The following is a 25,996-nucleotide window of genomic DNA, read 5'->3' as shown; positions in this document are numbered from 1 at the left end:
GCGGGGATGCTGTCGGGCACCGTCGTAGTCGCCGCATCGTTCGCGTACCTGCTGGTGCTGTTCGCGGTGGCGTGGTACGGCGACCGGCGGGCGGAGCAGGGTCGCTCGATCATCGCGAATCCGTGGACCTACGCGATGTCGCTCGCGGTGTACTGCACGGCGTGGACCTATTTCGGCAGCGTCGGGCGTGCGGCATCCGGCGGGGTGTGGTTCCTGCCGATCTATCTCGGGCCGACGCTCGCGATGAGCCTGTCGTGGGTGGTGCTGCTGAAGATGATCCGCATCTCGCGCACCTACCGCATCACGTCGATCGCCGACTTCATCGCCAGCCGTTACGGCAAGAGTCACCTGCTGGGCGGTCTGGTGACCATCATCGCCGTGGTCGGCATGGTGCCGTACATCGCCCTGCAGCTGAAGGCGATCTCCAGCGGCTATTCGGTACTCACCGGCAGCGACGACAGCGGCGTCTTCCCCTTCGCGACGGCCAGCTGGTTCAACGACGGCACGTTGTATGTCGCACTGACGCTCGCGCTGTTCACAGTGCTGTTCGGTGCGCGCCACCTCGACGCCGCTGAGCGGCACGAGGGCATGGTCGCCGCGATCGCTTTCGAATCGGTCGTCAAGCTGCTCGCATTCCTGGTCATCGGCGGATTCGTCACCTGGGGCGTGTATGAGGGATTCGACGACATCTTCACGCGCGCCTATGCAAACCCGGAGCTCGCTGCGCTGCTGAGCCTGAAGACCGCGAGCAGCGCCGGCTACGGCGGCTGGTTCGCCCTTACGCTGCTGGCGATGCTGTCGGTGATCTTCCTGCCGCGCCAGTTCCAGGTGACGGTCGTCGAAAACGTGAACGAGCAGCATCTGCGCCGCGCGACCTGGCTTTTCCCGGGCTACCTGCTGCTGATCAACATCTTCGTGCTGCCGATCGCACTTGGCGGCCTGTTGTATTTCGGCCAGGGCACGGTCGACCCGGACACCTTCGTCCTATCGCTGCCGCTCGCGCACGGCGAGCGGGCGCTTGCGCTGCTGGCCTTTGTCGGCGGCTTCTCCGCGGCGACGGGGATGGTCATCGTCGAGACGATCGCGGTATCCACGATGGTGTGCAACGACCTCGTGATGCCCCTGCTGTTGGGCACCGAGCGCTTCAAGCGCAGCAATCATCCCGATCTGACCGGCCTGCTGCTTGGCATCCGGCGGGGAGCAATCGTCGTCGTCCTGTTGCTGGGTTACCTGTACTTCCGTCTTGCCGGCGAGGCCTATGCGCTGGTGAGCATCGGCCTGATCAGCTTCGCCGCGGTCGCGCAGTTCGCCCCGGCGATGCTGGGCGGCATGTACTGGCGCGGCGGCACGCGCGAGGGGGCGCTGGCGGGTCTGCTGGCGGGCTTCGTGGTGTGGGCCTACACGCTGATGCTGCCCTCGGTGGCAAAGTCCGGTTGGCTCGACCGGGCCTTTCTCGACTACGGGCTGTTCGGGCTGGAATACCTGAGACCGGAGCAGCTCTTCGGGCTGGCCGGACTCGACAGCATCAGCCACGCGCTGTTCTGGAGCCTGACGGCGAATATCGCCTGCTATGTGATCGTGTCGCTGGCACGCGTTCCGACCGGGCAGGAGGCCACTCAGGCGACCCTGTTCGTCGACGTCTTCAGCCGCGGGCAGGACGCGCCTGCGACGTTCTGGCGTGGCAGTGCGCAGATTCAGGATCTGCAGCCCCTCGTCGCGCGTTTCCTGGGCGCCGAGCGGGCGCGACGGATGTTCGAGTCCTACGCGCGTGAGCGCGGCGTTACGCGTATCGACGACCTGAAACCGGATGCCGGACTCGTGCAGTTCGCCGAAACCCAGCTCGCAGGCGCGATCGGCAGCGCATCCGCGCGCGTGATGGTGTCGTCGGTGGTGCAGGAAGAACCGCTGGGGCTGGACGAGGTGATGGACATCCTCGACGAGGCCTCGCAGGTGCGTGCGTATTCGCACGAGCTGGAAGAGAAGTCGCGGGCGCTGGAGGCGGCGACGGCCGAGCTGCGGGCCGCCAACGAGCGCCTGACGGAGCTTGACCGCCTCAAGGACGACTTCATGTCCTCGGTGACGCACGAACTGCGCACCCCGCTGACCTCGATCCGCGCGTTTTCCGAGATGCTGCTGGACGACCCGAAGATCGATCTGAAGGACCGAAAGCGCTTCCTCGGAATCATCGTGTCCGAGACCGAGCGCCTGACGCGGCTGGTGAATCAGGTGCTGGACATGGCCAAGATCGAGTCCGGCCATGCCGAATGGCACAACACCGACATCGACATGCGCGAACTGGTGGGGCATGCGGTGGAAACCACCGAGCAGCTCTTCCGCGACCGCGGCGCAACGCTCGAGCTCGACCTTCCCGATCGCGCGCCGCACCTGCGCGCCGATCGCGACCGCCTGCTGCAGGTGATGCTGAACCTGATCTCCAACGCGGCGAAGTTCGTGCCCGGCGACACCGGCGTGGTGCGTGTCCGCCTGACGTGCGAAACCGGACAGCTTCGCGTCGATGTCACCGACAACGGTCCGGGGATCCAGCCCGAGCAGCTCGGCGTGATCTTCGAGAAATTCCGCCAGGGCGGCGACGAGCATTCGCGCCCGCAGGGGACCGGGCTCGGATTGCCGATCAGCCGGCAGATCGTCGAGCACTTCGGCGGCAGGTTGTGGGTCCAGTCAAAGCCGGGCGAAGGCGCGACGTTCAGCTTCGTCCTGCCGCTGCCGCCCGAGGCCGGCGACGGCCCGGACCGCGCAATGACTTAGAATATAAGGAAGGAAAGGGGAGAGCATGGCCAAAAAAATACTGATTGCCGACGACGAGCAGAACATTGTCATTTCGCTCGAGTTTCTCATGAAGCGCGAGGGCTACGAGGTGAGCGTCGCCAATGACGGTGATGAGGCGGCGCGGCGTATCCGCGCCGAAAAGCCCGACCTCGTGCTGCTCGATGTGATGATGCCGAAGAAGAGCGGCTTCGAGGTGTGCCAGGAGGTGAAATCCAATCCCGAGCTGCAATCGGTGCGCATCCTGATGCTTACGGCCAAGGGGCGTGACACCGAAGTTGCGAAAGGGCTCGCCCTCGGGGCCGACGCCTACATGACCAAACCATTCTCGACCAAGGAGCTTGTGGAGCGCGTACGCAGCATGCTCGCGGAGCGCTGACGCATGACTGCTCGTGCGCGCTTCATCCTCGCGGTCTGCATTCTTGCGTTGCTGATGACCGGCCCCTTCGTCGTGACGACGGGGCTGGTGTGGCTGGAGGCGGGCGAAGCCGATCGGGCGCGGCTCATCGATGTGGTCGTGCCGCACCTGCCGCTGGGGGCGCTGATGACCATCGTCGGTTTCGCGCTCGGCATGGCTGTCGTGCGCAACCTGTTCCGGCACTACGTGCAGGGCCTCCTGCGCATGGAGGAACACCTCAAGCTGATGCTCGGCGCCAACCGCGAATTCCGCGTCAAGCCCGAGGGGCCGCCCGAGGTGCAGGCGCTGGCGCACGCGGTCAACGTCCTGGCGCAGCAGCGCGACGAGCTGCTGCAGGATGTCGAGGCGCAGATCGCACACGCGAAGCAGTCCGTGGAGGAGGAAAAAAACCGCCTCGCCGCGCTGATGTCGGAACTCACGCAGAGTGTCGTCGTGTGCAACCTCGACGGCCGCATCCTGCTCTACAACCACCGCGCGCGACAACAGTTCCGCGCCTTGTCGGATGCCCCGGCGGTCGCCGGCGGGGGCGAGCTGATCGGGCTCGGGCGCTCGATCTATGCGGTCTTCGAGCGCAACCTCGTCAATCATGCGCTGGAAAGCATCCAGCATCGGCTGCGGCGCAGTGCCGCACAGCCGGTCGCCAACTTCGTGACGACGACGCGCGCGGGCCAGCTCCTGCGTGCGCAGATGGCGCCGGTGCTGTCGGTGGAGCAGGAGGAGGGGCGAGAGCGGACCATCACCGGCTTCATCCTGATGCTCGACAACATCACGCGCACCTTCGAGACCGAATCGAAGCGCGACCAGATGCTGCACACGCTCACCGAAGGCAACCGTGCATCGCTTGCCAACGTGCGTGCCGCGGCCGACATGCTCGAATACCCGGATCTGCAGGAAGAGCTGCGCGAGCGTTTCCGCACCGTGATCCGCGACGAGGTGCGCGCGATGAGCACGCGTCTCGACGAGACCGCCAACGAATTCGCCGACTCCCTCAAGGCGCGCTGGCCGCTCGAAGAGATGCTCGGCGCCGACCTGATCGCCGCGGTGCAGCGGCGCATCGAGAATGTGGTCAAGCTGCCGACGAAGCTGGAAGAGGTCGATGAGACGCTGTGGGTCAAGGTCGACAGCTTCTCGCTGCTGCAGGCCCTGACCTATCTGGCGAACCGCCTCTCGGACGAGTTCGAGGTGCGCGAGGTGCGTTTCCGCCTGAGCGCAGCGGGCCGGCTGGTTCACCTCGACCTGATCTGGTCGGGCCAGGCGATGAGCACCGAGACGGTGATGAGCTGGGAACTCGAGCCGATGCGCTTCGCCGACGAGAACAGCCCTCTGACGGTGCGCGACGTCATCGAGCGCCACGACGGCGAGATGTGGCTGGAGCGCGAGAAGGTCCGCCACCGCGCATTCTTCCGCATCCTGCTGCCGGCCGCCATGCCGCAGGAACAGCTCGACGAGGCGACGATCCTGAAGGGCGAAAGCCGGCCGGAATACTACGACTTCGACCTTTTCAACTGGTCCGACAAGTCGCGCGCGCTGGACGACCGCCTGCTCAGCGAGCTGACCTACACCGTCTTCGACACCGAGACCACCGGGCTCAACCCCTCGCAGGGCGACGAGATCATCCAGATCGGCGCGACCCGCATCGTCAACGGCAAGCTGCTGCGGCAGGAGTCGTTCGAGCAACTCGTCGATCCCTGCCGCTATCTGTCGTCCGAATCGGTGAAGATCCACGGTATCACGCCGGATAGGCTCAAGAATCAGCCGACCATCGAGGCGGTGCTGCCGGCCTTCCATGCGTTCGCCGAAGATACCGTGCTGATCGCGCACAACGCGGCGTTCGACATGCGCTTCCTGCAGCTGAAGGAGGAGGCGACCGGCATCCGCTTCGATCAGCCGGTGCTCGACACGTTGCTGTTGTCCGCCGTCATTCATCCGAACCAGGAATCGCACCGCCTCGAGGCGATCGCCGAACGGCTCAACCTGCCCATCCTCGGTCGCCATACCGCGCTGGGCGATGCGATCGTCACCGCCGAGGTCTTCCTGAAGATGATTCCGCTGCTCGCGGCGATGGGCATTCGCACGCTGCGCCAGGCGCGCGAGGCGGCCGAGAAGTCGTATTACGCGAGGGTCAAGTATTGAACGCCCGCCCGCTGTGGCAAGCGCCTGAGGCTCTTGTGTGCCGCCCGAGCGGACGACTGCCCGCATGAGCGGACCCTCGCCTTTCGCGCGCCGCCTGCGCCGGTACTACCTCTGGTATACGATCAGCTTCATCTGCTTCGTCGGGCTCCTCGCGATCGGCGAAAAGATGGGCATGTCGCAAGGCGTGATCGGTCACGTCTTCCTGTTCGCGACCATCGCCATCTACGCGGGCATCGGTGTCATGAGCCGCACCGCCGACGTGACCGAATACTACGTCGCCGGGCGCCGCGTCCCCGCCATGTTCAACGGCATGGCGACGGCGGCGGACTGGATGAGCGCCGCCTCGTATATCGGTCTCGCCGGCACCCTGTATTTCACCGGCTTCGAGGGCCTCGCCTTCGTCACCGGCTGGACGGGCGGCTTCGTTCTCGTCGCGTTGTTGCTCGCACCCTACCTGCGCAAGTTCGGGCAATACACGATTCCCGACTTCCTCGGCGCGCGCTACCAGGGCAATGTCGCCCGCGTCGTCGGTCTGATCGCGGCGGTCATCGCCAGCTTTGTTTACCTGGTCGCGCAGATCTACGGGGTAGGACTGATCACCAGCCGCTTCGTCAGCGTCGAGTTCGAAATCGGGCTCTTCATAGGTCTGGCGGGCATCCTCGTGTGTTCCTTCCTCGGCGGGATGCGCGCGGTGACCTGGACGCAGGTCGCGCAGTACGTGATCCTGATCGTCGCCTACCTCGTGCCGGTCACGATCCTTTCGTACAAGGTCACCGGCGTGCCCGTCGCTCCGGTGATGTACGGCACGGTGCTCGGGAAACTCTCCGAGAAGGAGAGCGAACTGCTTACCGACAGCGCCGAAGTGGCCGTGCGCAAGCAGTTCGCCAAGCGAGCCGACGACTACGAAGCCAAGATTGCCTACCTGCCGGATTCACTCGATGCGGAACGGCGCGAGCTCATCGAGCGCCTCAACCAGCTGCGCCTGAACAACGCCCCCGCCCGCGACATCGCACACACCGAACGGGCCCTGCGCGATCTGCCGCGCACGCCGGATCAGGCGCGTGTGCAGTGGGAGCGCGCGCGCGTCGAGGCGATCGAGCGCTCACGTCCGCCGCCGCGGCACGCCCAGGCGCACCCCGGCGACACGCCCGAGCAGCGTCAGGTCGCGCGCAACAACTTCCTTGCGCTGGTGTTCGTCCTTATGGTCGGAACCGCCGCGCTGCCGCATGTGCTGATGCGCTACTACACGACCCCCGGGGTGGTCGAGGCGCGCAAGTCGGTGTTCTGGGCGCTGTTCTTCATTTTCCTGCTGTATGTCACTGCGCCGGCGTATGCGGTGTTCGCGAAATGGGAGGTGTACAACAACCTCATCGGCACCAGCATTTCCATGCTGCCGAACTGGCTCGTCTCGTGGGGCAAGGTGGGCATGGTCAATATCGAGGACATCAACGGTGACGGCATCCTGCAGCTTGCGGAACTGAGCCTCAACACCGACGTGATCCTGCTCGCGACGCCCGAGATCGCCGGGCTGCCCTACGTGATCTCCGGGCTCGTCGCCGCGGGTGGCCTGGCCGCTGCGCTGTCGACCGCCGACGGCCTCCTGCTCACCATATCCAACGCGTTGTCGCACGATCTCTACTACAAGGTCATCAACCCGAACGCCAGCACCCAGCGCCGCCTCGTCATCTCCAAGTCGCAGTTGCTGGTCGTCGCCGTCGTCGCCGCGTGGGTCGCCTCGCTGCGCCCGGACAACATCCTGTTCATGGTGGGACTCGCGTTCTCCATCGCAGCAGCGGCGTTCTTCCCTGCGCTGGTGCTGGGCATCTTCTGGAAGCGCGCGAACCGCCCCGGCGCCGTCGCTGGCATGCTCGCGGGCCCGGCCGTCACGCTCTACTACTTCGTCAGCACCCACGCCTTCTTCGGCGGATCAATGGAAAACGCCTGGTTCGACATCAGCCCGATCTCGAGCGGCGTGTTCGGCGTGCCGCTGGGCTTCCTCACCATCGTCGTCGTCAGCCTGCTCACCCCGCCGCCGCCGCCGGAGGTGCGCGCGCTGGTCGATTACGTGCGCTACCCGCGGTTGCCGGCCGATGATCCGGGCATCTTCACCGAATCGAAGTAAGCGGCTGGAAGCCGATCGCAGGCGGGCGCGCTGGAAATCTCCGCGGAACGCCAAAATGGGGTTCCGTATCGCGGGCGTTCTGCTACAATGCGCGCCTTCCACGGAGAGATGGATGAGTGGTTTAAGTCGCACGCCTGGAAAGCGTGTTTGGGATAACATCCCAACGCGGGTTCGAATCCCGCTCTCTCCGCCAGTAACACCACCTGGGCCGTAAGCGGCGCGGGTTCTAGCGAAACCGGGACCTCCGGTTTCGCCTCGGGTGTTACACGCTGGCGTACAGGTGACGCTCGCAGCATTCTCAAGACCACTGGAGATGCTGCATGAGCTACCTCACCTTTCACCACAATTCCTTCTATTTTCAGATCCGAGTCCCGACGGCGCTCGCTGCGACGTTCGGGCCCATCATTCGGATCAATCTCCAGACCTCTGACCGTGCAACGGCAAGGCCGATTGCGCTGCGTCTTGCGAGCGACTGGCTTTCACGCTTCGATGTGGCGAGAGGGCAAGTCTTGGCTATCCCTGCGGCGACTTACGGCCCCTCTGCGGTAGCCATTCCATCGCCGACACATGCAGCGTCAATGATGGAAGTGGTCCCGTATGTGGGCGGGGCTGCTCCAGATTGTACGGAGTTGGCAACATCCGGGCGATCGACGACGCGGATAGCCGAGCGCGCGACAGACAGTGCCTTGTTCGACACGTGGAAGAGCATCGACCGCGGGCGCGAACCCAGTACCGTGAGGGAGATGCAAGCATCGATCCGCGAGTTCCGCCGCTTCTGCAAAGCGCCAGCCCCTGAGCTTTCCCGGCAAGATGTTGCGGGCTTCCGCGATCACTTGCTGGGGAAAGGGCAGGCGCGTGCGACGGTCAGCAAGAAAGTCGGCTTCATTTCGACCTTATTGCAAGTTGGTTTCGATGCCGGCGTTCTCCCTCAGAACGTCGCGCGCGGCCTCAAAATTCCGCGTGCCAAAGTGCCGACTTTGGTCCGCCGGGTATTTACGACAGACGAACTGAAGCGAATCTTTGGTTCGGAAGTCTACACCCGCCAATATCGCCCGATTGCGGGCGGGGGCGAGGCCTGCGCATGGCTGCCAATGATCGCGCTGGTTACGGGCGCCCGGCTTGAAGAAATCGCGCAGTTGCGTACCGACGATATTCGTATCGATGCGGCGCACGGCCCACTGATGCGCATTACCGATGAGGATCCGGACCAGCACCTCAAGACGGATGGTTCGCGTCGTATGGTTCCGCTGCACGCGGATGCGGTGCGAGCAGGATTTCTCGACTACGTCGACGCGGTGAGGGATGCGCGCCAGAAATGGCTATTCCCCGATCTCGAGCGGGACCACGACGGACGGCGTGGCGGGAATTTTGGGAAATGGTTTGGGCGCTACCTACGCTCCCGCCGAGGCTTGGGGATCAGCGATCCGCGCGTCGTCTTTCATTGCTTCCGACACACCTTCAAGACCCTCTGTCGAGCGGCACTCATTCCCGAGGACGTTCACGACGCACTGACAGGACATGTGTCCTCAAGCGTCAGCCGCAAGTACGGAGAGATGCCGCTTGGCCCCCTTGTCGCGGCGATCGCAGCAGTCAAGCTCCCTATCGCGCTGCCGCGCGTCGACGTCTGAAGGAGGCGATCATGGTGACTTGGACTAACATCAGCGGTACCGAAACCGAACAATTGATCGGCTGGATTTATCATCTTCGCAAAGAGCGAATAGCCTCGTTTGTCGAACTGGCGGTGAGAGCGCCGGACGCGTGGGAACGTTTGAGAGAAGCGCCAGAGATGCGGCGCCAGATCGCAGTGATCCTCGGATGGCCGCGGACGTGCGACTCGAACCTCATCGAACAACGGCGCGTGCTCGATATCGCGGCCGTCCTTCTCAACCTTGGCTATACAAGTGCATTGGCACTCTGGACAGATCTGCCGATCAAGTGCCACCGACTCCATTTCACGGGAGATTTGGACACGGTGTTCGCCCTGCTGGGACTCGACAACTGGGCAACGACGTTGCCCCGTCTTCTGCCTGAACTACTTGACGCTGCGGAAGAGTACCGGACGCTCAATGCCTGGTTGCAACTCGATCCTGAAGGTGTGCGGGAGGCATGCGAACAAGGCTGGCATCCTGAACTTGCCGCACTACTTCCGATACAGCCTCCAGAGGGGTGGGTCACCCGCGGTGGCCGAGTGCGCACCGTCGCGTCCCTCCTTGTCGCGCGCTACCTCGAAGCCAACGACGTACCGTTCGTCGCACCTTCCACGAACGATCTACCCCATGACCCTCAACGGCTTGCTGCCGGCTTCAGCTTGCCGAAACATGAGGCAGTGCTTCTCATCACGCCTATTGCGCCGAACATCGATCAGGCAGTCATGAATGATTCGCATGTCCGGGTTCTTTGGGCGGACGAGAGTCTGTTGCGCACCTCATTGCACGTCGTGGCGTTCACGCTCCATCTTCGATTCCAGCTGGCCGACGCCGACATCGTGAAAAAACGCCGCCTCGTTGTCTTTAGCGATTTGCTCAGCCCGGTCCCGAAAGCGCACGGGCCGACTTCGCCGACGAAATCCGACAGCTGATACGGCGCTAGGGGAGGTCGTCTGCGCGAGAAAGCCTTCGAACGCGGGCGGCCAGGTCAGCCAACACCGGTGCCGCACCAATGAGGTCCGCGGCACCGAGCAGTTCCGCCGAGTCGTAATGCTTGTCATGAATATCAATGTCTGCATGTCCAAGAAAACGTCGGCGAACCCGTGGGTCGACCTCCGCTCGTCGCAGCGCTTGCCCGACCGTGTTACGGATGCTCTGGAGCACAAGCCGGCGGTCGGCGAAGTGTTTTCTGAGAGCGCGGTTCAGTCGCTTGCTCTCGGCGTTGCCGTAGTGCCCGTACTTGTCAGGAGGGGAGTCCGGGAAGAGCCTTCCCCCGGCTGCCGTTCGCGCGCGGAGCCATGCGTGCAGTTCTGGTGTGGCACTCGCGTCGATTGGCAAATCTCGGTCGGACGCTGCTGTTTTCAATCGTGCCTTGTCGCGCTCCAAGAAGGCAATTGTCCAACCCAGGCGATCCTGACTGACTTGTTCAGTATGCAGTTGCAGCAGTTCGCCGAGGCGCGCCCCTGTGAGCATCATGAGTTCGACCAGATGCTTATCGTCACTGTGCAAGTACTCATCGGACGTGCATATCCGGTGCAGGGTGGCGAGTTGTTCATCGCTGAACGGCCGGCGACCGGCCTTTCCAAGGTGAGTACGCGGAATCGCGGCCTGACAGATTGCGGTAGCTGCAGGACTCAAGGGTCGGAGCAGGCTTGCAAGCATCGACACTTTGCTTGCGATGGTTGCCGGTTTGTTTCCGCGCTCGCGCCAGCGGGTGATGACGTCGGAGACGTCACAGGGACGCAGCAATTCGACCGGCCGTTCGGCCAGCACTTCATCGAGCGTCTCTGCGATCCCGGCGTACTTTTCGAAGGTCTTTTGCAGTGCCGTCTTTCCGATGGACTCCAGCCGCTCGCGCCACTTGAGCGGCAACGCGTTGGCACGCGTACCGAAGAAGCGGGTCAGCGGGAGAACAGCGTCCGGGGGTACCGCAAGGATGTCGAGAGAAGTATCGCCGCGCAGCACCTCGCGCCACGTTTTGGCGACCACGAGTGCGCAGTGGTTCCAACGCTCGGCGAAAGCGTTTGTCTCGAATGTCATGCGCTTGAAGCGCACACAGCTTCTCGATTCGAGCGTTTCCAAGGCGCTCAGGGCGTCATCGGCGTGACCACGTGCGAGGCGCCGTCGTGCCACGGCGAACCCCTCGTCAGCAAGTCCAATCGCTTCATTCCAATCCAACTCGGGGGCAGCGCGGAGCCGTGTCAGGGTCTCATGCAAGAGGGCAAGCTGCAGTCCTTGCCAAGCGGCAACGGCACGAGCGGAGATATCCTCATCGAGTGCCAACTCCACAATTGCCGCGTCCGTGGCGAAGCACACGGCAGGATTTCGTCGAGCTTTGTCGAACTTCGCACGCCAGTGCTTGGCGAGGGCGGCGGCGCGGCTTTCGGCTTCGGCTTGAGAAATGTTGCCAAGCGACTGCCGGATGGTTGTGCGGCCGTCGAAAGCGGGCTTCACGTCTTGCGGGACGCGTATCTGAAAGACAAAACGCGCCCGCTTCTTCTCATACGTCAAGTACTTGGTGCCGGCCATGCAACACGCCCATTCGTGCGCCGCTGTCTCGTGCCAGCAGCGATACGAGACTGGGGCGCTTACGCGGGAATGCTGCTGGTGAAAAGTCTAGGCACTGCAGCAGGACTTACAAGCCAACGACAAAACTATATTTCGCTCATCGATCCGGAGGGAACGTGAAGAACCCAAAAAATCATTCTTCAGACAAGGGGGTACGCGGCAAAAGTCTCGCACCGGTCGCTATAGAGGGAACAACGTCGATGGACGGCGCGGTAAGAACACTCCGCAGGCCGCTACCGCCCCGGTAGACAGACTCCTCGATCTTGTCGTCGACAGACTGACGAATGATGTCGCCACAGTCGCCGCAACCCTTCACAAGGAATGACGCAATGACCAGTAGAACTTTCGCCAAAGAACTGGCGGCAATGTTTTCTGCATCGGGAATGAGTGTGATGACTCCCCACGAAACTGACTCAGCTACCAAATTCCCGGAGGAGTTGCGGCGGTTGATAGCCGATGACATGGCACGTTTCCACAGCGTGAGAATCAGGCGGGGCATGGCTTCCCAACTCGAGCGCGGCTACATGGTGTCGGCCATTGCTTTCGGTTATCGGGCCGAGCGAACTGTGCTGCAAGGCGGGCGCGACGTCGGAACCGTTTGGACGGTTTGCGAAGCCGAAGCAGTGCTGATTCGGGAGATGTATGCCCGACGTGAGGCGGGCGAGTCCCTCCGAAACCTTGCTGGCAGGCTTAACGAGGCCGGTATTTCACCTCCCGGGGGTGGCCGCGGATGGTACGCATCGACGGTTGCACGCATCCTTTCGAACCCGATTTACCGTGGGTGGTTTTTTCCTGGGCGGCACGTGGCGAAGGTCGCGACGAGCAATCGCGACCAAGCGTGCCTGCATAGATCGGGATTCGCACGTGAGGCGCTACGCATCGTCGGTGATGTGCAGTGGTTTGCGGTACAGGAACCGATTGCGGTCGTTGTCGGTAGTGACGAGACGCGTGACTGATTTTTTTGGCCAGAAGCGAGTCGAGGTCGCTATACGACGAAATGGCCTCGGAGGGGGCGATGCGAGCATCGCCTGGGCCTCCTCGAACGTCAGGCCATTTCCGGGCATCGCGATATCCGCATGCTGCAGCGCTACGCCCACCTCTGTGCGAGCAACCTCGTCGCCAAAATGGATGAAGTTCGGCGCACGGTGAGGGAATACACGCACCGGGGGCGGCGGCGTACGGTCGTGACAGTGGAGCAGGGGGTGGCCTCGTCGTCCACCCCGGAGGCCGATCTGGACGTTGCCTCAACGCCGAAAACGGGTTCCGTTGTGACGGGGGAGATGAGCCTTATTAACGCGGCCGCTGCCTGAGGCGTTGCCGGTCGCTGAAGGGCGTGCTGTGCCGCAGGGGCCAGCAGGAGGACAAGAAGATGAGAAAGATTCAGAAAAGAAGGACGCCGGTATCTATATGCGATAACCGCAGCGCTTCCGCCTTGCCGGAAGCCGTGCGGGAACTCGCGGACCTGCTCGCGCTTATCGCCGTACAGCTGCTCCGCAACAAACCCATAGAGAAGGATGCAGGGAGTCGGAGATGACAGAGCGCGTAGCCATACTTGCACGCTATTCGGATGAGCAACAACGTGACACGTCGATCGAAGACCAGATTCGACGTTGCCAGGAGGTAGGGCGCCGGCATGGGCTCACGGTTGATGATGCGCTGATATTCGTCGATTCGGCCATTACCGGCCAGGCGAAGGGCGAGGCGAAGCGCAAAGGTTTTCAGGCGCTCTTGAAGGCGTGGGATGCCAACGCTTTCTCTGTCCTCATCATCGATGAGTTCTCCCGCCTGTCACGCGATGGTGTGACCCAAGCGCAACTGATACGGCGTCTGGAGAACAATCAGCGCGTGCGCATGCTCACCGCGAACGGGGTGGACACGACGCGGCCCAACTGGCAGCTGCAGCTCGGGCTCGAAGGTATCATCGCCCAGCAGGCCGGACGGGACACCAAACATCGCGTCGTGCGTGGAATGGTTGGCCAGCTGGAGCGGGGTTACATGATTGCCGCGCCTGCCTATGGTTATACGCTCCAGCGCGAATACGACGCAGAGGGCAAGCATCTGGGGTCGCGCTGGGTTATCGACGAATCGGCGGCAGCGGTGGTGCGCGACATCTTTGCGGGCCGCGACCACGGGCAGTCGATGCACCAGATTGCACGAGGCTTGAACGCCGCGGCCGTCCCCACCTGTCACCGCGACCGTAAGAACGAGGCCGATTTCTGGCGTCCTTCCCGCATCCGGGGAGTCCTTTGCAACCCTGTTTACAAGGGGGAGTTCATTTGGAACGGGTCGTCTACCATCCGGGCGGAGGCGAAGAAAGAGGGGCGGTTGCTCGAACAAATACCTTACGCTCGTCCGGAGTTGCGGCTGGTCAGTGACGAGGTGTGGGACCGGTGCAATGCCAAGATGGTGAGTCGGTCCGGCTACGGTGGCGGAAAGCACGCCTTGGGCGGACTCGTGACGTGCGGGTGCTGCGGTGCGGTCCTGGTATTGAGCGCGGGTGGCCGCTCGCTCTACTGCGCACGATGTACTCTCGCAAAAGCTGCCGCCGGTCAGAGCGAACGCCTTACAAGCACGGTTGCGGCCGCCGGCGTGCAGATCCTATTGGTGGAGGCCGCACATTTCTTCCTGACCGATGATTTCGTTGTGGCGTTCAAGGCGTCGCTGCATGCCCGGTTGACCGGCAATGGCGACGCGGAACTCAAGAGCGCGCGGGCCGAACTTGTTCGGCTGGAGCGCGTCCAGGAACGGTTGTCGCGGATGATGGCGGCGAGCGATGAGGATGACCCGGTCCTCATCAAGCGTTACGAAGAGGCGCGTGGTGCTGCCCGTCTGCAGAAGCGGCACGTTGACGAACTTGTTGCCGGCGCACAGGCGCTTGACCGCGCGGCCATTGAAGCGCAGTTGCAGATTGACCCGCGGCTCGTCCTCGATAAGCTCTTCGTGGCCGACCTCCCGCCTGAACATCTTCGGTCGGTGCTCGCGCGCCTCTTTCCGGATATTGTCTTCGAGGGAAAACGCAGGCGTCACCTCTCCATCTTTCGCGTGCAGTTTGTCCCAGGAGCCGCCCTCGCGCTTGCCTCGGCGACCAGCGGCGTCGACGACAAACCGGTCGAACTCCGTTTCGCCCTAAGCTATTCGCCGGCCAGCCCTCTTTGCGGCATCAAAGAGGGGAGATGGCTCGTCGAAGTCCTTGCGTGAGCACGACCGTGCAGGGGGCGTTCCCCGCCTGATAACGACGTCGCCTAGCGTCGAGTTGCTGCAGGGGCTCTGGTGCTCAGCCAATCCCTGTCGAACGGTTAGCGCGGGATTTTGCGCTGCCCGATGCCGAAGTTTGCCCGTTTCTCGAAAAAAAAGGGTTCAGGGGCGCAGGCCTACGGCAGGGTAAGACAATGACCGGCGCGGAAAGGGACAAATTCCTGATGCCGAATCCATGCACCTGACTGTTCCGAGGATTCTCCGCGTGCAATTTCCTTGGACACGAAAAACCCGACGGGGCGAAGTTTGGGGCGTCACTGAGGACCGGGAGGGCAAGCGATCGCGATGGAACTTCGATTTTGTCTCGTTCTGGGAACCCATCAGTACAAAATCGAAGTCGAATGCGAGGACGTAGAACACCCGAAGTCCTTGCAAGATGTGGTCGGCCTCGGCTGATGTTGCACGCACGGCCCGACGTGATGACTCGTGGGATTTCCTTCACGCCGGATTGGTCGGGAAAAACTCATGGATACAGCCCCATGGTTCCAGTGGCGCTTCCTCGCGAACAAACGCATGGTACGGGCCTTCGACAAGGTCGACGTCGTAGCTCGCTACCCTTCGTTGCTCGGGGGGCAGGCTTGTGTTGCATGCCTCTGGCCCAGCGTTCAACGAGTGATGCAGCCGGCAGATTACGGGGCGCACCTCGTAGACCGAGCAGCGATCCCGCTTTAGAAAAGGGCAGGGTTTCCCGAAATACTGCTTTGCTGCGGCGAGACTCAGGCTTGGCTCTCTCGGCGGCAGTGTCGCCATGGTTCGGCCCGATGCGTTTGCGAGAGCACTCGCCTCGTATGCGTAAAGCATGGTCGGAAGGTGGCAGCACGCACTGCAGCGCGACCGGCATGCAGTGTGGGGCGCGACCGCCTTATGGAACCTGTCTGCGAGGCGGATGAACTTGAGTTTTTTGCCCTCATAGCTTCCGCTGTCGTATCGGATGCGAATCACTTGATCGATGAGCGCTTCAGGTGCCATCCAGGGATGCGCACGCATGATCGCGAGGGTTTTCCGTAGGGCTAGTTGTTCAAGGTCGTCATTCATGTTGATGCGTATAAGTCACAGCTCGATGTGACTTATACGCGGCTGACTTAAAGGCGTCAAGGAAAGACCATGAACGGTCTTCCCTTCTTTCTTGAATCGCTGTGACGAAGCCTCCTTCCGCCCGCGAGATCCTTGCTGAAAATTTGAAGCGCCTGCGAACCGCACGCGGTTGGTCCCAGGAATACCTGGCCCACGAAGCCGGCCTGCATCGCACATTCGTCGCCCACGTGGAACGCGGGATGCGGAACATTTCCCTCGACAACATCGAGCGGCTCGCGGATGCCCTTGACGTCACTCCCGGCTCGCTGCTGACCCCGTCTTGAAGTGAGCTCCCTGCAGACATCACGACTGAACGGTGAGTGGGATCCACCTGACTCCGTATCAGCCTGATACGTATCGGTCGATATGAAACGATACGCTCCGGTTGCGCTCTCGACTGCAATCCCCGCGCTTGTTGGCTCGCATTCGCTATAGATCTTGGATAGGTCATCGACGCTCAGGTCATCAGGGCCGCTCGCGACGCATCCAACTTTTCCGATTGACGAGACATCAGGAGTGAAGTCCTGAAAGCAGGAAGAACGGGCGTCGAAGAATCCGACGTCAAGAGCGCCGTCGAGGCGCTCGAACAGGAGGGTATTCGACCGACGCTGCGCACCATCCGTGACCGGCTCGGTCGCGGCAGCCTCGGGACGATACAACGCCACCTCGGTGCGTTGAGACCGCGGAGGGAGGCCGCGCCGCAGTCGCTTCCAGAGGTACCGGAAAGCGTGCTGAAAGCGCTCGGCCATTGGGCACAGGAAGCGGTCAGGGTACGACTCGCCGAAATGCAAGCCCAGCTGGAAGAACAGTCACGTGCGGTCGAAACACTGTGTGTTGACAACGAATCCGTCACCGCGGTTAGTCACGACGCCGAAGAACAGATTGGCGAACTGGCGAAGCAACTTGACTCGGCGCGGCGCGACGCGGAGGTGCTAAGCACGGCTCGCGATACGTTGCAGCACCGCCTCGGGGAGGCGGAACGGCGTGAGCGAGCATTGTCAGACGAACTCGTGAGAGCGCATGTCCGAGCGGAGCGGGCAGACGGCGTCGAGTTGGAGGTCGCACGGCTGACAGGGCCCTCGCGGAATGCAAGCGAGCGCAGGCCGTCGCCGAGGCGTCAAGCTCGGCAACTGATGTCCGTCTTGAACTCATGTCAGAACGCCTCGCGGAGCGTATCCAGTGCGAAATGCTGAGCGAGTCGGTTGCCAGGACCCGCGCCGAATTGGTCTTGGAGCAGCAGCGGCGTATCGCTGCCGAAACAAAGCTCGATACCGTGACGCGGCTCTTCGAGCAACTCGTCCAGTACGTGCCGGTCCGCGGTGAGCATTCGAGCGAGCATGACTACGGAAAGCAGTCCCGCGACGCGACTGAGCCCGCTTCCTGACAGCGGGGTTTTAGGGAAATCTAGAATGTAGTTTTGCGCCCGGATACCTCCGGGCGCTATTTCTACGCGTTCCTTGGCTGCAACCGACTCCCTAGACACGTGTTGCCATGCAATGTGTCCGGAGAATCGGGGGCAGGCCAACCCTTGGGCGGCAATGTCCAGAGCACACATGTGCCCCGGTCAGGTTTCCGGCCAGGGGAACAGATGGCCGAGCCGCACCGTCTTCGTGCGCAGGTAGCCGGCGTTGTGGGGGTTGGGCTCGATGATGTGGGGGACGCGCTCGGCCACCGAAATGTCGTAGTGCTCCAACGCGTGCACCGTGCGGGGATTGTTCGTCATCAGCTTCAGCGTCGCAATGCCGAGGCTGCGCAGCATCGCCGCCGCGACCGAGTAGTCGCGCCTATCCGCAGGGAAGCCGAGACGTTCGTTGGCCTCGACGGTGTCGGCGCCCTGATCCTGCAGCGCGTACGCGCGGATCTTGTTCAGCAGCCCGATTCCGCGGCCTTCCTGGCGCAGGTACAGCAGCACGCCGCGGCCTTCGGTGGCGATCGCGTCCAGTGCTGCTTCGAGCTGCGGACCGCAGTCGCAGCGCCGGCTGAACAGCGCATCGCCGGTCAGGCATTCCGAATGGACGCGGGTGAGCACCGGCGCCCCGTCGGCCACGGCGCCGAGGGTCAGGGCGACATGCTCGCGTCCGCTGGCGACTTCTTCGAATCCGTGGAGCTCGAACGTCGCCCACGGTGTCGGCAGGTGACACGAGGCGACGTGGAGAACCTCAGCGCCGGACGTTTTGTCCGTTTCGTTGAACTTGTTCTGCATGCTAATTCTCTGTTGGCTCCGCGCTGCCAGGCCGGACGACGTGTTATCGCCGGACGTTCGAACGGTTTCGGGAAAAGCAGCCAGGATCGGCGATTGACGGTCGGTGCAGGTCGAGGTGGTTGAGATCAATGTGAGTCTTTGCCGGGCATCGTGCAATGGGTGAAAACGCCCCGCGCGGGCTCAGTGCGCGGGTGAAGCCGGGCTCGCCCAAGGTGAAGCTGCCCGCCACGCCCCGAACTGGTCGGCCGCCATGGGATGGCTCACAAAATGGCCCTGTGCGATGTCACATCCCAGTTCCGTCACGCGCCGCAACGCATCCTGGCTTTCCACGCCCTCCGCCACAACTTCGAAGCCCAGCTTGTGCCCCATTTGTGCGGCCGAGCCGACGATGGTCGCGCAATCCTCGCTCTGTACCAGCGGGATGACGAACGACTGGTCGATCTTGATTGCATCGACTGGCAGGCGATGCAGATAACCCAGGCTCGAATAGCCGGCACCGAAGTCGTCGATGGCAAGTTGAAAACCCAGCCGCTTCAGGGAGTGAAGGATCTCGACCGCGGCCGAGGCGTCCACCATCAGCGCGCTCTCCGTCAGCTCCAGCTGAATCCAGCCTGGCTGGGCTCCCCAAGTCTCGACCAGGCCCTTGAGCTTGTCGAGCAGCGTCGGGTCGCGCAGATCGTGCGCCGAGAGATTCACCGACAGCGGCAGTTCGATTCCTGCCATGTGCCACGCGTAGCGCTGGCGGAACGCCGCTTCGAGGACCCAGTGAGTGACGGGGGTGATCATTCCCGCCTGTTCCGCGAGCGTGATGAACTCGAACGTCGGGACCTGGCCGAGCAGTGGATGCTTCCACCGAACCAGTGCCTCGGCGCCACAGATCGCTGCCGAAGCCAGGTGCAGCTTGGGCTGAAGCTGGAGTGCGAGTTGGTGCCTCTCGATCGCGTGGCGCAGCTCCCCCATCAACGCCAGCCTGCGCGAGGCTTCCTGATCGAGCGCCGGTGCAAAGACCGCGTAGTCCCGACCGGCCTGCATCGCATCGCGCATCGCCACGCGAGCGCGTCGTAGTAATACCTCCGCGTCCGCCCCATGGCCGGGAAACAGGGCCAGACCGGTGTGAGTGTGTACATCGAACGCCAACCCCTCGACGTCGATCGAGGTGTGCAACAACTTCGAAAGCTTCTGTGCCGTCGCGGAGGAGCGCGCCGAGTCGGCGTTCGGCAACAGCAGCGCGAATTCGCCTTCGCCCACCCGGGCGACTGTTTCGGCAAGCTCGGCCTCGATCAGTCGGCGCGCGAATGTCTGGATGAGCCGATCGCCTTGAGCGTAGCCCAGGGTGTCATTGACTTCCTGTAGATGGTCGAGGCTCACGATCATGAGCGCGAGCGGCTGGTTCTGCGCGACCACGGCGGCAAGAACGGACTCGAACCGCTCGCATAAGCTCGCCCGATTGGGCAAACCGGTTAGCGCATCGCAGTAGGCCATGCGGTGAATGGTGGCTTCAGCCTCCTGGCGGCGAAGCCGCGAGCGCAGGTTGCCGATGCCGTAAGCGAGATCGTCGGCCAACTCCGCGAGCAGTTTCACCTCCGCCTCGTCGAAGGCGTCGGGCTCCGAGGCCGCAATCCCCAGCGTGCCGATCACCTCGCCGTCGACGTGCAGCGGAAAGGCGCTGGCGGATTCGTAGCGAAAGCGAAGCGCCTCCGCGTGCCACGGTGCGTGATCCGGGTCGGTCAGCAGGTGGCGCACGATGCACGGCTTGCCCGTGCGGATTGAAATACCGGTCACGCTGTGACCGAATTCGTTGTCGGCCCAGCTCGCATACAGGTTTCGAAGCGTCTCCTCCTCCTGCTCATAGCGGTCGTCGAAACCGAACGCCGCCAGGGAGACGGATTTTCGCTCATCGTGCTGGACGTAGCCGACGTAGCTCATGCGGTAGCCGCCTTGCTCGACGATGACGCGGCACATCGCATTCACCAGTTCGGCCTCATCGCTGGCCCGCAACAGCGTCCTGTTGCCTGCGCTGAGCGTCTTCAGGGCGCGGTTGACGCGAAGCAGTTCCTTCTCGTTGTCGGCTGTCGTCGCCGAAGCGTTGGGGCGTGTGATTTGAGCATTGGCTGGCGTACTCATCATTCAGTATAGACAGCGCATCTGTTGGGGCCGGTCAAGAATTGATCAAGTCCCCTTCGGTACGCTTGATCAATTCTTGACCGGCTCCAACATTCAGCCCTCTTCTTCAGATTTGCGGCAGGAGGCCACGAGCTTGTTTCCGTCGAGGTCGCGTATGTATGCGGCGTAGGCATGCGGCGCGAAAGGTCGGGGGCCGGGGGCGCCTTCGCAGGTACCCCCGAGTTCAAGCGCGCGCCGATGGAACTCGCGCACGGCAGCACGATTCGGGGCTGCGAGGCCGATGGTCATGCCGTTACCCGTAGTCGCGGGTTCTCCGTTACGCGGGTAGAGGATCATGAACTGCGGTGCCTCGATACCCCAGCCGCAGGCCTTGCCTTCGACCTCAAGCAGGCACTTGAACAGCAGCGGGTCTAGAACCTGGTCGTAGAAGGTCTTCGCGCGCGCGATGTCGCGCGTCCCGAGCGTGACGTGGGTAAAGATGCTCATGGTGTCTTCCTCTCCGTTTTTCTGCCTTATGGGGATCAGCGTTTGCTGACCTTGATGTCGGTCTCTTCCAGATCCCAGGTCGTTGGCGTCTTGCCCTCTTCGCGCAGCTGGTACTTCAGCACCCGGCCCTGCGGGTTCTTGGGCATCGAGCTGCGGAATTCGATATAGCGGGGCAGGGCGTAATAGGGAACGGAATCGATTGCCCACTTGAACAATTCTTCGGGCATGAGGGCGCTGCCGGGCTTGAGAATCGCGGTGACCTTGACGTCATCCTCGCCCTTGTCGGAAGGCACGGCGTGGACCGCAACCTCTTCGAGGGCCGGATGTGCCGCGAAGGCGGCTTCCATCTCGAAGCTCGAGATGTTTTCGCCGCGCCGACGCAGGTAGTCCTTCTTGCGGTCTACAAAATAGAAGAAACCATCATCGTCGAATTTTCCGATATCGCCGGTGTGGAACCACATGTTGCGCAACAGCTTCATGGTGTCGGCGGGGCGTCCCCAGTAGCCCATGAACATGATGTCGGGGCGCAGGGGGCGAACGACGATCTCACCGGGCGTGTTGGCCGGAAGCTCGCGATCGAGGTCGTCGACGATGCGCACGTCAAAGTCGGGGATGCGCTTCCCGGAGGAGCCGGGCGCTGCGTACTCGCCACCGGGTAGCGAGGTGATGACGCTCGCTTCGGTGAGGCCGTAGCCATTGCCGCCCACCTGCTTGGCGCCGAAGCGTTCGCGCCAGATCCTCTTCGATTCCTCGGTGAAGGGATTGCCGCGCACGGTGTGGATCTGTCCGACGCAGCGTTTCATCGACTCGTTGTCCGGCGCCTGGGCGAGCAGTCCGCCCATGCTCCCGAGGATCGACGCGATGGTGGCGCCGCTGCGCTCGACTTCCGGCCAGAAATTGGATACCGAGAAGCGCTGCACGATCGCGACCCGGGCGCCGACCATGATGTTCGAGAGGATGCCGACACACAGCGCGTTCATGTGGAAGAGCGGCAGCGGGGTGATGGTGATGTCATTCTCTGTTGCCGGTCCCGCGCGCAGCTGGAGGCGGGCGAGATTGCACATGTAGTTGTAGCTCAGCATGCAGCCCTTGGACGGCCCGGTGGTGCCCGAGGTGTAGACGATGCAGGCGAGGTCCCAAGGATTTGGCTTCGTGTCGATCGCGTCGTCGCGCCGGCCGCGGTGTTCGTCCAGCGGCGCGATGCGGGCGCGACACGCGGGGACGTCGGTGAGGTGGGTGCGGTGAAGGATCAGCTGCATTTGCGGCAATCCGTCCGCTACGTGCGCGATGCGTTCGACGTAATCCGCCTCGCAGATCACGATTGCAGCCTGCGAGTCCGCGATCTGATGGCGGAGGAACTCGCCCCGCAGCGCAGTGTTGACAGGAACACTCACGGCACACAGTTTGTTGATGGCGAGCCAGGTCACGACTGCATCGACGTTGTTGTCGAGCATGCTCAGGACCGTCTGCCCGGCCTGGACGCCCAATGCTGCGAGCGAGTGGGCGAGGCGCGTCGAAAGCTGGTCGACCTGGCCGTAAGTGTAAAGCTCGCCGCCGAAGTCGAGCAGCACCCGCTCGGGGTGTTTTGCGACTGCCCGGTCGAGTGCCGCGATGACCGTATCCTGTGGGCCGACCGACCAGCTTTCCTGATTGCCCATGCCTGCCATGTAATGTCTCCTGTCCCGATTCGCCGTGTTGGGGTGATGTGCAGCTTTCGTTGTGATGGCAAAACATAAACACAAATAGAAAAACTGTCAAATATAAGGAAGCGTAGTGATCATTTTGATGGGGGCTCGGACGTTCATGCGGTTGGGGCACGCTACAATCACCCATCGGTGAATTCTCACGGGGAGCGGAGATGGCGGAAGCAGTCGAGGCGGGAAAGGCAAAGGTGAAGAAGCCTGGCGCGACCGCCTCAGCGAAGGAGGGCGCCGAGCCCGCGCCGGTCAAGGCCGTGAAGGCGGTTCGCCGGAATAGGCGGTCCGAAAGCACGATCCTGGGCATTTTCGACGCTACCGAAACGGTGGTCCTCGAGTCCGGAGCGGATCGGATTTCCATCCTCGACGTCTGTGAGACCGCAGGCATCTCGCGTGGGACGTTCTACAGATATTTTTCGTCGCAGGACGATCTCTTGGACGCGTTTTCTCGTCACCGGCGCGATCGGTTCCATGCCGCGCTGATCGAGGCGACTGCCCCGTACGCCGATCCGGACGAGCGTTTCGACGCCGTATTGCGATTCGTCGATGATTACCTCGAGCGCGGCAATGCACGACGGCTGCTCGTCGTTGCGCCGGAGTACGCGATGCGCTGGCTGCAGCGCATCTTCCCCGACTCGGTGATCCGGTTCCAGGACGTGCTTGGGCCGGTCTTCGATGCGTGGGAGTCGCGTGCGGGAATCAAGATCGACCGCGAGCTCACCTGCGAACTGCTGGTCCGATACATCCTCAGCGAGATTCTCGTTCCCGCCGGCCCTGAGCGCCGAAGCCTGCCGCGCCGCCTCGAGCGGATGTTTGCCATGCTGATGCAGGGCCGCGTCTCCCGTCGCTGAGCACGCTGCGTACGCCCGCCGCTGCGGGTGTGCGGCATCCGTCCGTCTTCCACTGCGCTTTGACTCCGCGTCAAACCGCCCCGCCGTGTCCGGCCGGGGTGCTGTGCTTCAATCGGTTGATTCGTCGAATCGGACGCATTTCACCAACAAGCGCATCCGGCACATCCGGAGGGAGACAGAATGAGTGGCGCAAACAGTTATGACGTGGCGATCGTCGGTGGCGGGCACAATGGCTTGGCTGCCGCCTGCTATCTGGCCGAGGCAGGTAAACGTGTCGTCGTCATCGAGGCCCGCGAGAAGATCGGCGGCATGGCCTCCAGCGGTTACCTCATTCCGGAGGCGCCCCGGCATCTGATCAACCCCTGCGCGCTTGATCTTATGTCGCTCCGGGTTCATCCCATGATGCCGCAGGAGCTGCAGCTCGAGCGTCATGGGTTTCGTCAGGTCGAAATGTCTCCCGGATACGTGTACGTCCATCCGGATGGCAATTCGCTGGTGTTCTGGCGCGAGCCGGAAAAGACTGCGGCCGAGATCCGGCGCTTCTCGTCCCGAGACGCGGAAGAGTTCCTGGCACTGATGAAGCTCGTGGATGCCTTCATCGACATGGCCATTCCGATGATGCGTGTCGACCCCGCGCAGCGCAACCTGGGCGCGAAATGGCAGGCCCTGAAAGCGGTCTTCAGGAACCGCCATCTGAAACCGGAAATCATGGCGCTCATCGGCAGCCCGGCGTACACGTCGATCATGGAGCGTTTCGAGCATCCGGTCGTACAGTCGGCGCTGTGCTGCCTGCTCGGCGCGGCCGGACCCATCGCGAACGACGCGACGGGGATCTACTTCGCGCTGTTGGGCTTCATCCATCGCTTCGGGCTGGGCCGCGCCGTGGGGGGGACCCAGGCGTTGTCGGATGCGCTGGCGGCCCGGCTGCGCGAGTTGGGTGGGGAGATTCTGGTGTCTGCGCCGGTCGCGGAGATCATTGCCGGCGATGGTCGGGCGAAGGGGGTGCGACTCAAGGATGGACGTGTGCTGTCGGCGAAAGCGGTGGTGGCATCGATCCACCCGAAGATGGCGCTGGAAATGGTTACGCCCGGGGCGCTCGATCGGCGCACGCTTACTCGCGTAGCGCTCGCGCCGGCCAACGGCCACGGGGCATCGCCACTGAAGGTCGATGTCGCGCTCAGTCGCCAGGTGAACTACCGCCGCATCGAATCCCTGCGGACCGACGGGCTGAGTCTGCGCAAGAGCGTGCTCCTGATCGGCACCTCCGATGCCGTGCTCGACAACTTCCGCTGCGCCGCGCGAGGTGAGTTGTCTAAGCTGCCCTACATGTGGATCACGGTGCCGACCGCTGTCGATCCTGGGCAGGCGCCCGAGGGGCAGGACGTGGCCTACCTCTATCCCGTTGCGACGCCGGTCGAGCCGCGCGAAGGATGGGATGCCGTCAGAGACCGGGTAGGGCAGACGGTCATCGACCAGGCCGCCGAATACATGCAGGGTCTTGAGGAATTCGAGATCGGTCGTCGGGTCGAGGCCGCGCCGGACCTGGAGAAGCGGCTCAATGTGCATCGGGGCTGCGTGGTGCATGTGGATACGAGCACCACGCGTTCCGCACTGATGCGGCCGGCCGCGGGATTGGGTGGGGACAGCCTGCCGGTTGCGGGACTTTTCCTCGGAGGCGCGGGCATCCACCCGGGGGGTGGGGTCAACGGCTTGCCGGGACGGATCGCCGCCAATCGGGTGAAGCGTTTCCTCGCGCTTTGATGTGGCGCGCGCCCCGCAGGCGGGGCGGCGCTCTCAGGCCTCGTCGGGCGGCGTTTTCGGTGGGGCGTCGGGCCGCGTGAGCGGATGTTGGTCGCTGCGCTCGCGCTCGACGGCAGCCAGCACGAAGGCGACCGCGAAGCGTCGCCATGTGTCCGCGTCGTCGGCGTTCGCCACGTCCAGGCCGCACAGGGTGACGACGGTGTAGCGGCTGACGAAGGCGCTGGTGGTCACCTGCGCGGCTGCGGCGAGGAACAGGTCCGGGTCGACGTTCGCACGAAAATCGCCACTTTGGGCCCCGCGCGCGAGCACGCTGCGCATCTTGCGCTTGAGCTCGGGAGCTAGGTCGACAAAGCTGTTGCGCGGCGTGGCATGGCTCTCGTGGTAGCGGATCCCTTCCTGTGCGAGCGCGCTCAGCATGGGGTCGCAATAGGGCCGGATCATGTGGTTGAGGAGTGCCCGCAGCGCGTCACGCGGCGCCAGGTGATCCAGTTCTACCGCGACGAGTTCGCCCATGGTCGTCGCGGACGAGTCTTCCAGCACGCAGGCGAAGAGTTCCTCCTTGCTCCGGAAGTAGTGATAAACGAGCTGTTTTGTGACGCCGGCGGCATGGGCGATATCGTCGATGCGGGCGTCCGCCAGTCCCTTGGCGGCGAATTCCCGTCGCGCCGCAGCGCTGATGCGGCGCAAGGTCTCCCTCTTATCGGGTGCCGCGCGTTCGGTCGACTTGCTCGGGTTTCGGGAAGAGCTGGGCATGTTGGAAGATTTCGTTTCCGCTTGTTGTCCGCGAAGCTTAGCGCAGTTGACTCGAGGTCAAACGACAGTCGCTGCCGAATCGGCCACCGCTTCGATTTGATGGTTAGGATGTGGACGCTTT

The 25,996-nt window shown here is 63.1% G+C and carries 21 protein-coding genes and 1 tRNA gene; 14 read left to right on the top strand and 8 right to left on the bottom strand.

Going from position 1 to position 25,996, the window contains the following annotated elements:
- The first annotated feature begins 6 nt into the window (after positions 1 to 6).
- From GPA27_RS15740 to GPA27_RS15710, 7 genes are all read left to right on the top strand, one after another.
- On the top strand, positions 7 to 2,766 hold the full coding sequence (locus GPA27_RS15740) for a sensor histidine kinase (RefSeq protein ID WP_169141522.1): 2,760 nt from the start codon (positions 7 to 9) through the stop codon (positions 2,764 to 2,766).
- Positions 2,767 to 2,791: 25 nt separating this feature from the next.
- Entirely contained in the window at positions 2,792 to 3,163 is a 372-nt protein-coding gene (locus GPA27_RS15735) for a response regulator transcription factor (RefSeq protein ID WP_018990971.1), read from the top strand.
- Positions 3,164 to 3,166: 3 nt separating this feature from the next.
- Positions 3,167 to 5,335 carry a 3'-5' exonuclease gene (locus GPA27_RS15730; RefSeq protein ID WP_169141511.1) on the top strand — a complete coding sequence of 723 codons (2,169 nt, stop codon included), beginning with the start codon at positions 3,167 to 3,169 and terminating at the stop codon, positions 5,333 to 5,335.
- A 64-nt stretch (positions 5,336 to 5,399) separates the two neighbouring features.
- Complete coding sequence (locus GPA27_RS15725) at positions 5,400 to 7,457, top strand: VC_2705 family sodium/solute symporter (protein ID WP_169141510.1); 2,058 nt, start codon at positions 5,400 to 5,402, stop codon at positions 7,455 to 7,457.
- Between the two features lie 102 nt (positions 7,458 to 7,559).
- Positions 7,560 to 7,650, top strand: a tRNA-Ser gene (locus GPA27_RS15720).
- A 127-nt stretch (positions 7,651 to 7,777) separates the two neighbouring features.
- The gene (locus GPA27_RS15715) at positions 7,778 to 9,085 is read left to right on the top strand and encodes a site-specific integrase (RefSeq protein ID WP_169141509.1); all 1,308 of its coding nucleotides are present in this window, start codon (positions 7,778 to 7,780) and stop codon (positions 9,083 to 9,085) included.
- Positions 9,086 to 9,096: 11 nt separating this feature from the next.
- Entirely contained in the window at positions 9,097 to 10,035 is a 939-nt protein-coding gene (locus tag GPA27_RS15710; RefSeq protein ID WP_169141508.1) for a hypothetical protein, read from the top strand.
- A 7-nt stretch (positions 10,036 to 10,042) separates the two neighbouring features.
- Here GPA27_RS15710 and GPA27_RS15705 read toward each other — a convergent pair whose 3' ends face one another.
- On the bottom strand, positions 10,043 to 11,632 hold the full coding sequence (locus GPA27_RS15705; RefSeq protein ID WP_169141507.1) for a tyrosine-type recombinase/integrase: 1,590 nt from the start codon (positions 11,630 to 11,632) through the stop codon (positions 10,043 to 10,045).
- A gap of 368 nt (positions 11,633 to 12,000) precedes the next feature.
- Here GPA27_RS15705 and GPA27_RS15700 point away from each other — a divergent pair, with 368 nt between their 5' ends.
- From GPA27_RS15700 to GPA27_RS15690, 3 genes are all read left to right on the top strand, one after another.
- Positions 12,001 to 12,627, top strand: coding sequence for a recombinase family protein (locus GPA27_RS15700; RefSeq protein ID WP_169141506.1), 627 nt, complete (start codon positions 12,001 to 12,003; stop codon positions 12,625 to 12,627).
- 120 nt (positions 12,628 to 12,747) lie between these two features.
- Positions 12,748 to 12,981, top strand: coding sequence for a hypothetical protein (locus GPA27_RS15695; protein WP_211165029.1), 234 nt, complete (start codon positions 12,748 to 12,750; stop codon positions 12,979 to 12,981).
- Positions 12,982 to 13,201: 220 nt separating this feature from the next.
- A complete protein-coding gene (locus GPA27_RS15690; RefSeq protein ID WP_169141505.1) occupies positions 13,202 to 14,869 on the top strand; it encodes a recombinase family protein in 1,668 nt (555 codons plus the stop codon).
- A gap of 495 nt (positions 14,870 to 15,364) precedes the next feature.
- Here the strand turns inward: GPA27_RS15690 and GPA27_RS15685 are convergent, their stop codons facing one another.
- Both GPA27_RS15685 and GPA27_RS29615 read right to left on the bottom strand, forming a co-directional pair.
- On the bottom strand, positions 15,365 to 15,961 hold the full coding sequence (locus GPA27_RS15685; protein ID WP_169141504.1) for a YkgJ family cysteine cluster protein: 597 nt from the start codon (positions 15,959 to 15,961) through the stop codon (positions 15,365 to 15,367).
- 56 nt (positions 15,962 to 16,017) lie between these two features.
- Positions 16,018 to 16,659, bottom strand: a complete 642-nt coding sequence (locus GPA27_RS29615) for a hypothetical protein (protein ID WP_444541842.1) — start codon at positions 16,657 to 16,659, stop codon at positions 16,018 to 16,020.
- Here GPA27_RS29615 and GPA27_RS29500 point away from each other — a divergent pair.
- Together GPA27_RS29500 and GPA27_RS15675 are read left to right on the top strand one after the other, a co-directional pair.
- Entirely contained in the window at positions 16,597 to 17,193 is a 597-nt protein-coding gene (locus GPA27_RS29500) for a DNA-binding protein (protein WP_444541843.1), read from the top strand. The two genes, GPA27_RS29615 and GPA27_RS29500, sit on opposite strands and share 63 nt — an antisense overlap.
- Entirely contained in the window at positions 17,151 to 17,384 is a 234-nt protein-coding gene (locus GPA27_RS15675) for a hypothetical protein (RefSeq protein WP_169141503.1), read from the top strand. The genes GPA27_RS29500 and GPA27_RS15675 overlap by 43 nt, the downstream gene beginning before the upstream one ends.
- A 180-nt stretch (positions 17,385 to 17,564) precedes the next feature.
- Here GPA27_RS15675 and ribA read toward each other — a convergent pair whose 3' ends face one another.
- From ribA to GPA27_RS15655, 4 genes are all read right to left on the bottom strand, one after another.
- Complete coding sequence (gene ribA, locus GPA27_RS15670; RefSeq protein ID WP_169141502.1) at positions 17,565 to 18,203, bottom strand: GTP cyclohydrolase II; 639 nt, start codon at positions 18,201 to 18,203, stop codon at positions 17,565 to 17,567.
- A 180-nt stretch (positions 18,204 to 18,383) separates the two neighbouring features.
- Complete coding sequence (locus GPA27_RS15665) at positions 18,384 to 20,330, bottom strand: putative bifunctional diguanylate cyclase/phosphodiesterase (RefSeq protein WP_169141501.1); 1,947 nt, start codon at positions 20,328 to 20,330, stop codon at positions 18,384 to 18,386.
- 90 nt (positions 20,331 to 20,420) lie between these two features.
- Complete coding sequence (locus tag GPA27_RS15660; RefSeq protein WP_169141500.1) at positions 20,421 to 20,813, bottom strand: VOC family protein; 393 nt, start codon at positions 20,811 to 20,813, stop codon at positions 20,421 to 20,423.
- Positions 20,814 to 20,848: 35 nt separating this feature from the next.
- A complete protein-coding gene (locus GPA27_RS15655; RefSeq protein ID WP_169141499.1) occupies positions 20,849 to 22,480 on the bottom strand; it encodes an ATP-dependent acyl-CoA ligase in 1,632 nt (543 codons plus the stop codon).
- 191 nt (positions 22,481 to 22,671) lie between these two features.
- Between GPA27_RS15655 and GPA27_RS15650 the strand changes: the two genes are divergently transcribed.
- Both GPA27_RS15650 and GPA27_RS15645 read left to right on the top strand, forming a co-directional pair.
- Positions 22,672 to 23,361, top strand: coding sequence for a TetR/AcrR family transcriptional regulator (locus GPA27_RS15650; RefSeq protein ID WP_169141498.1), 690 nt, complete (start codon positions 22,672 to 22,674; stop codon positions 23,359 to 23,361).
- Positions 23,362 to 23,541: 180 nt separating this feature from the next.
- Positions 23,542 to 25,122 carry a phytoene desaturase family protein gene (locus GPA27_RS15645; protein ID WP_169141497.1) on the top strand — a complete coding sequence of 527 codons (1,581 nt, stop codon included), beginning with the start codon at positions 23,542 to 23,544 and terminating at the stop codon, positions 25,120 to 25,122.
- Positions 25,123 to 25,155: 33 nt separating this feature from the next.
- On the opposite strand, the gene GPA27_RS15640 is transcribed toward GPA27_RS15645, so the two are convergent.
- Positions 25,156 to 25,809 carry a TetR/AcrR family transcriptional regulator gene (locus GPA27_RS15640; RefSeq protein ID WP_211165028.1) on the bottom strand — a complete coding sequence of 218 codons (654 nt, stop codon included), beginning with the start codon at positions 25,807 to 25,809 and terminating at the stop codon, positions 25,156 to 25,158.
- Positions 25,810 to 25,996 lie beyond the last annotated feature (187 nt).

Origin of the sequence: Aromatoleum toluolicum, from assembly GCF_012911005.2 — a bacterium.
In the GTDB taxonomy this organism is placed as follows: Bacteria; Pseudomonadota; Gammaproteobacteria; order Burkholderiales; family Rhodocyclaceae; genus Aromatoleum; species Aromatoleum toluolicum.
The sequence above is the reverse complement of the archived record's forward strand: the minus strand, read 5'-3'. Positions and strand labels throughout refer to the sequence as shown.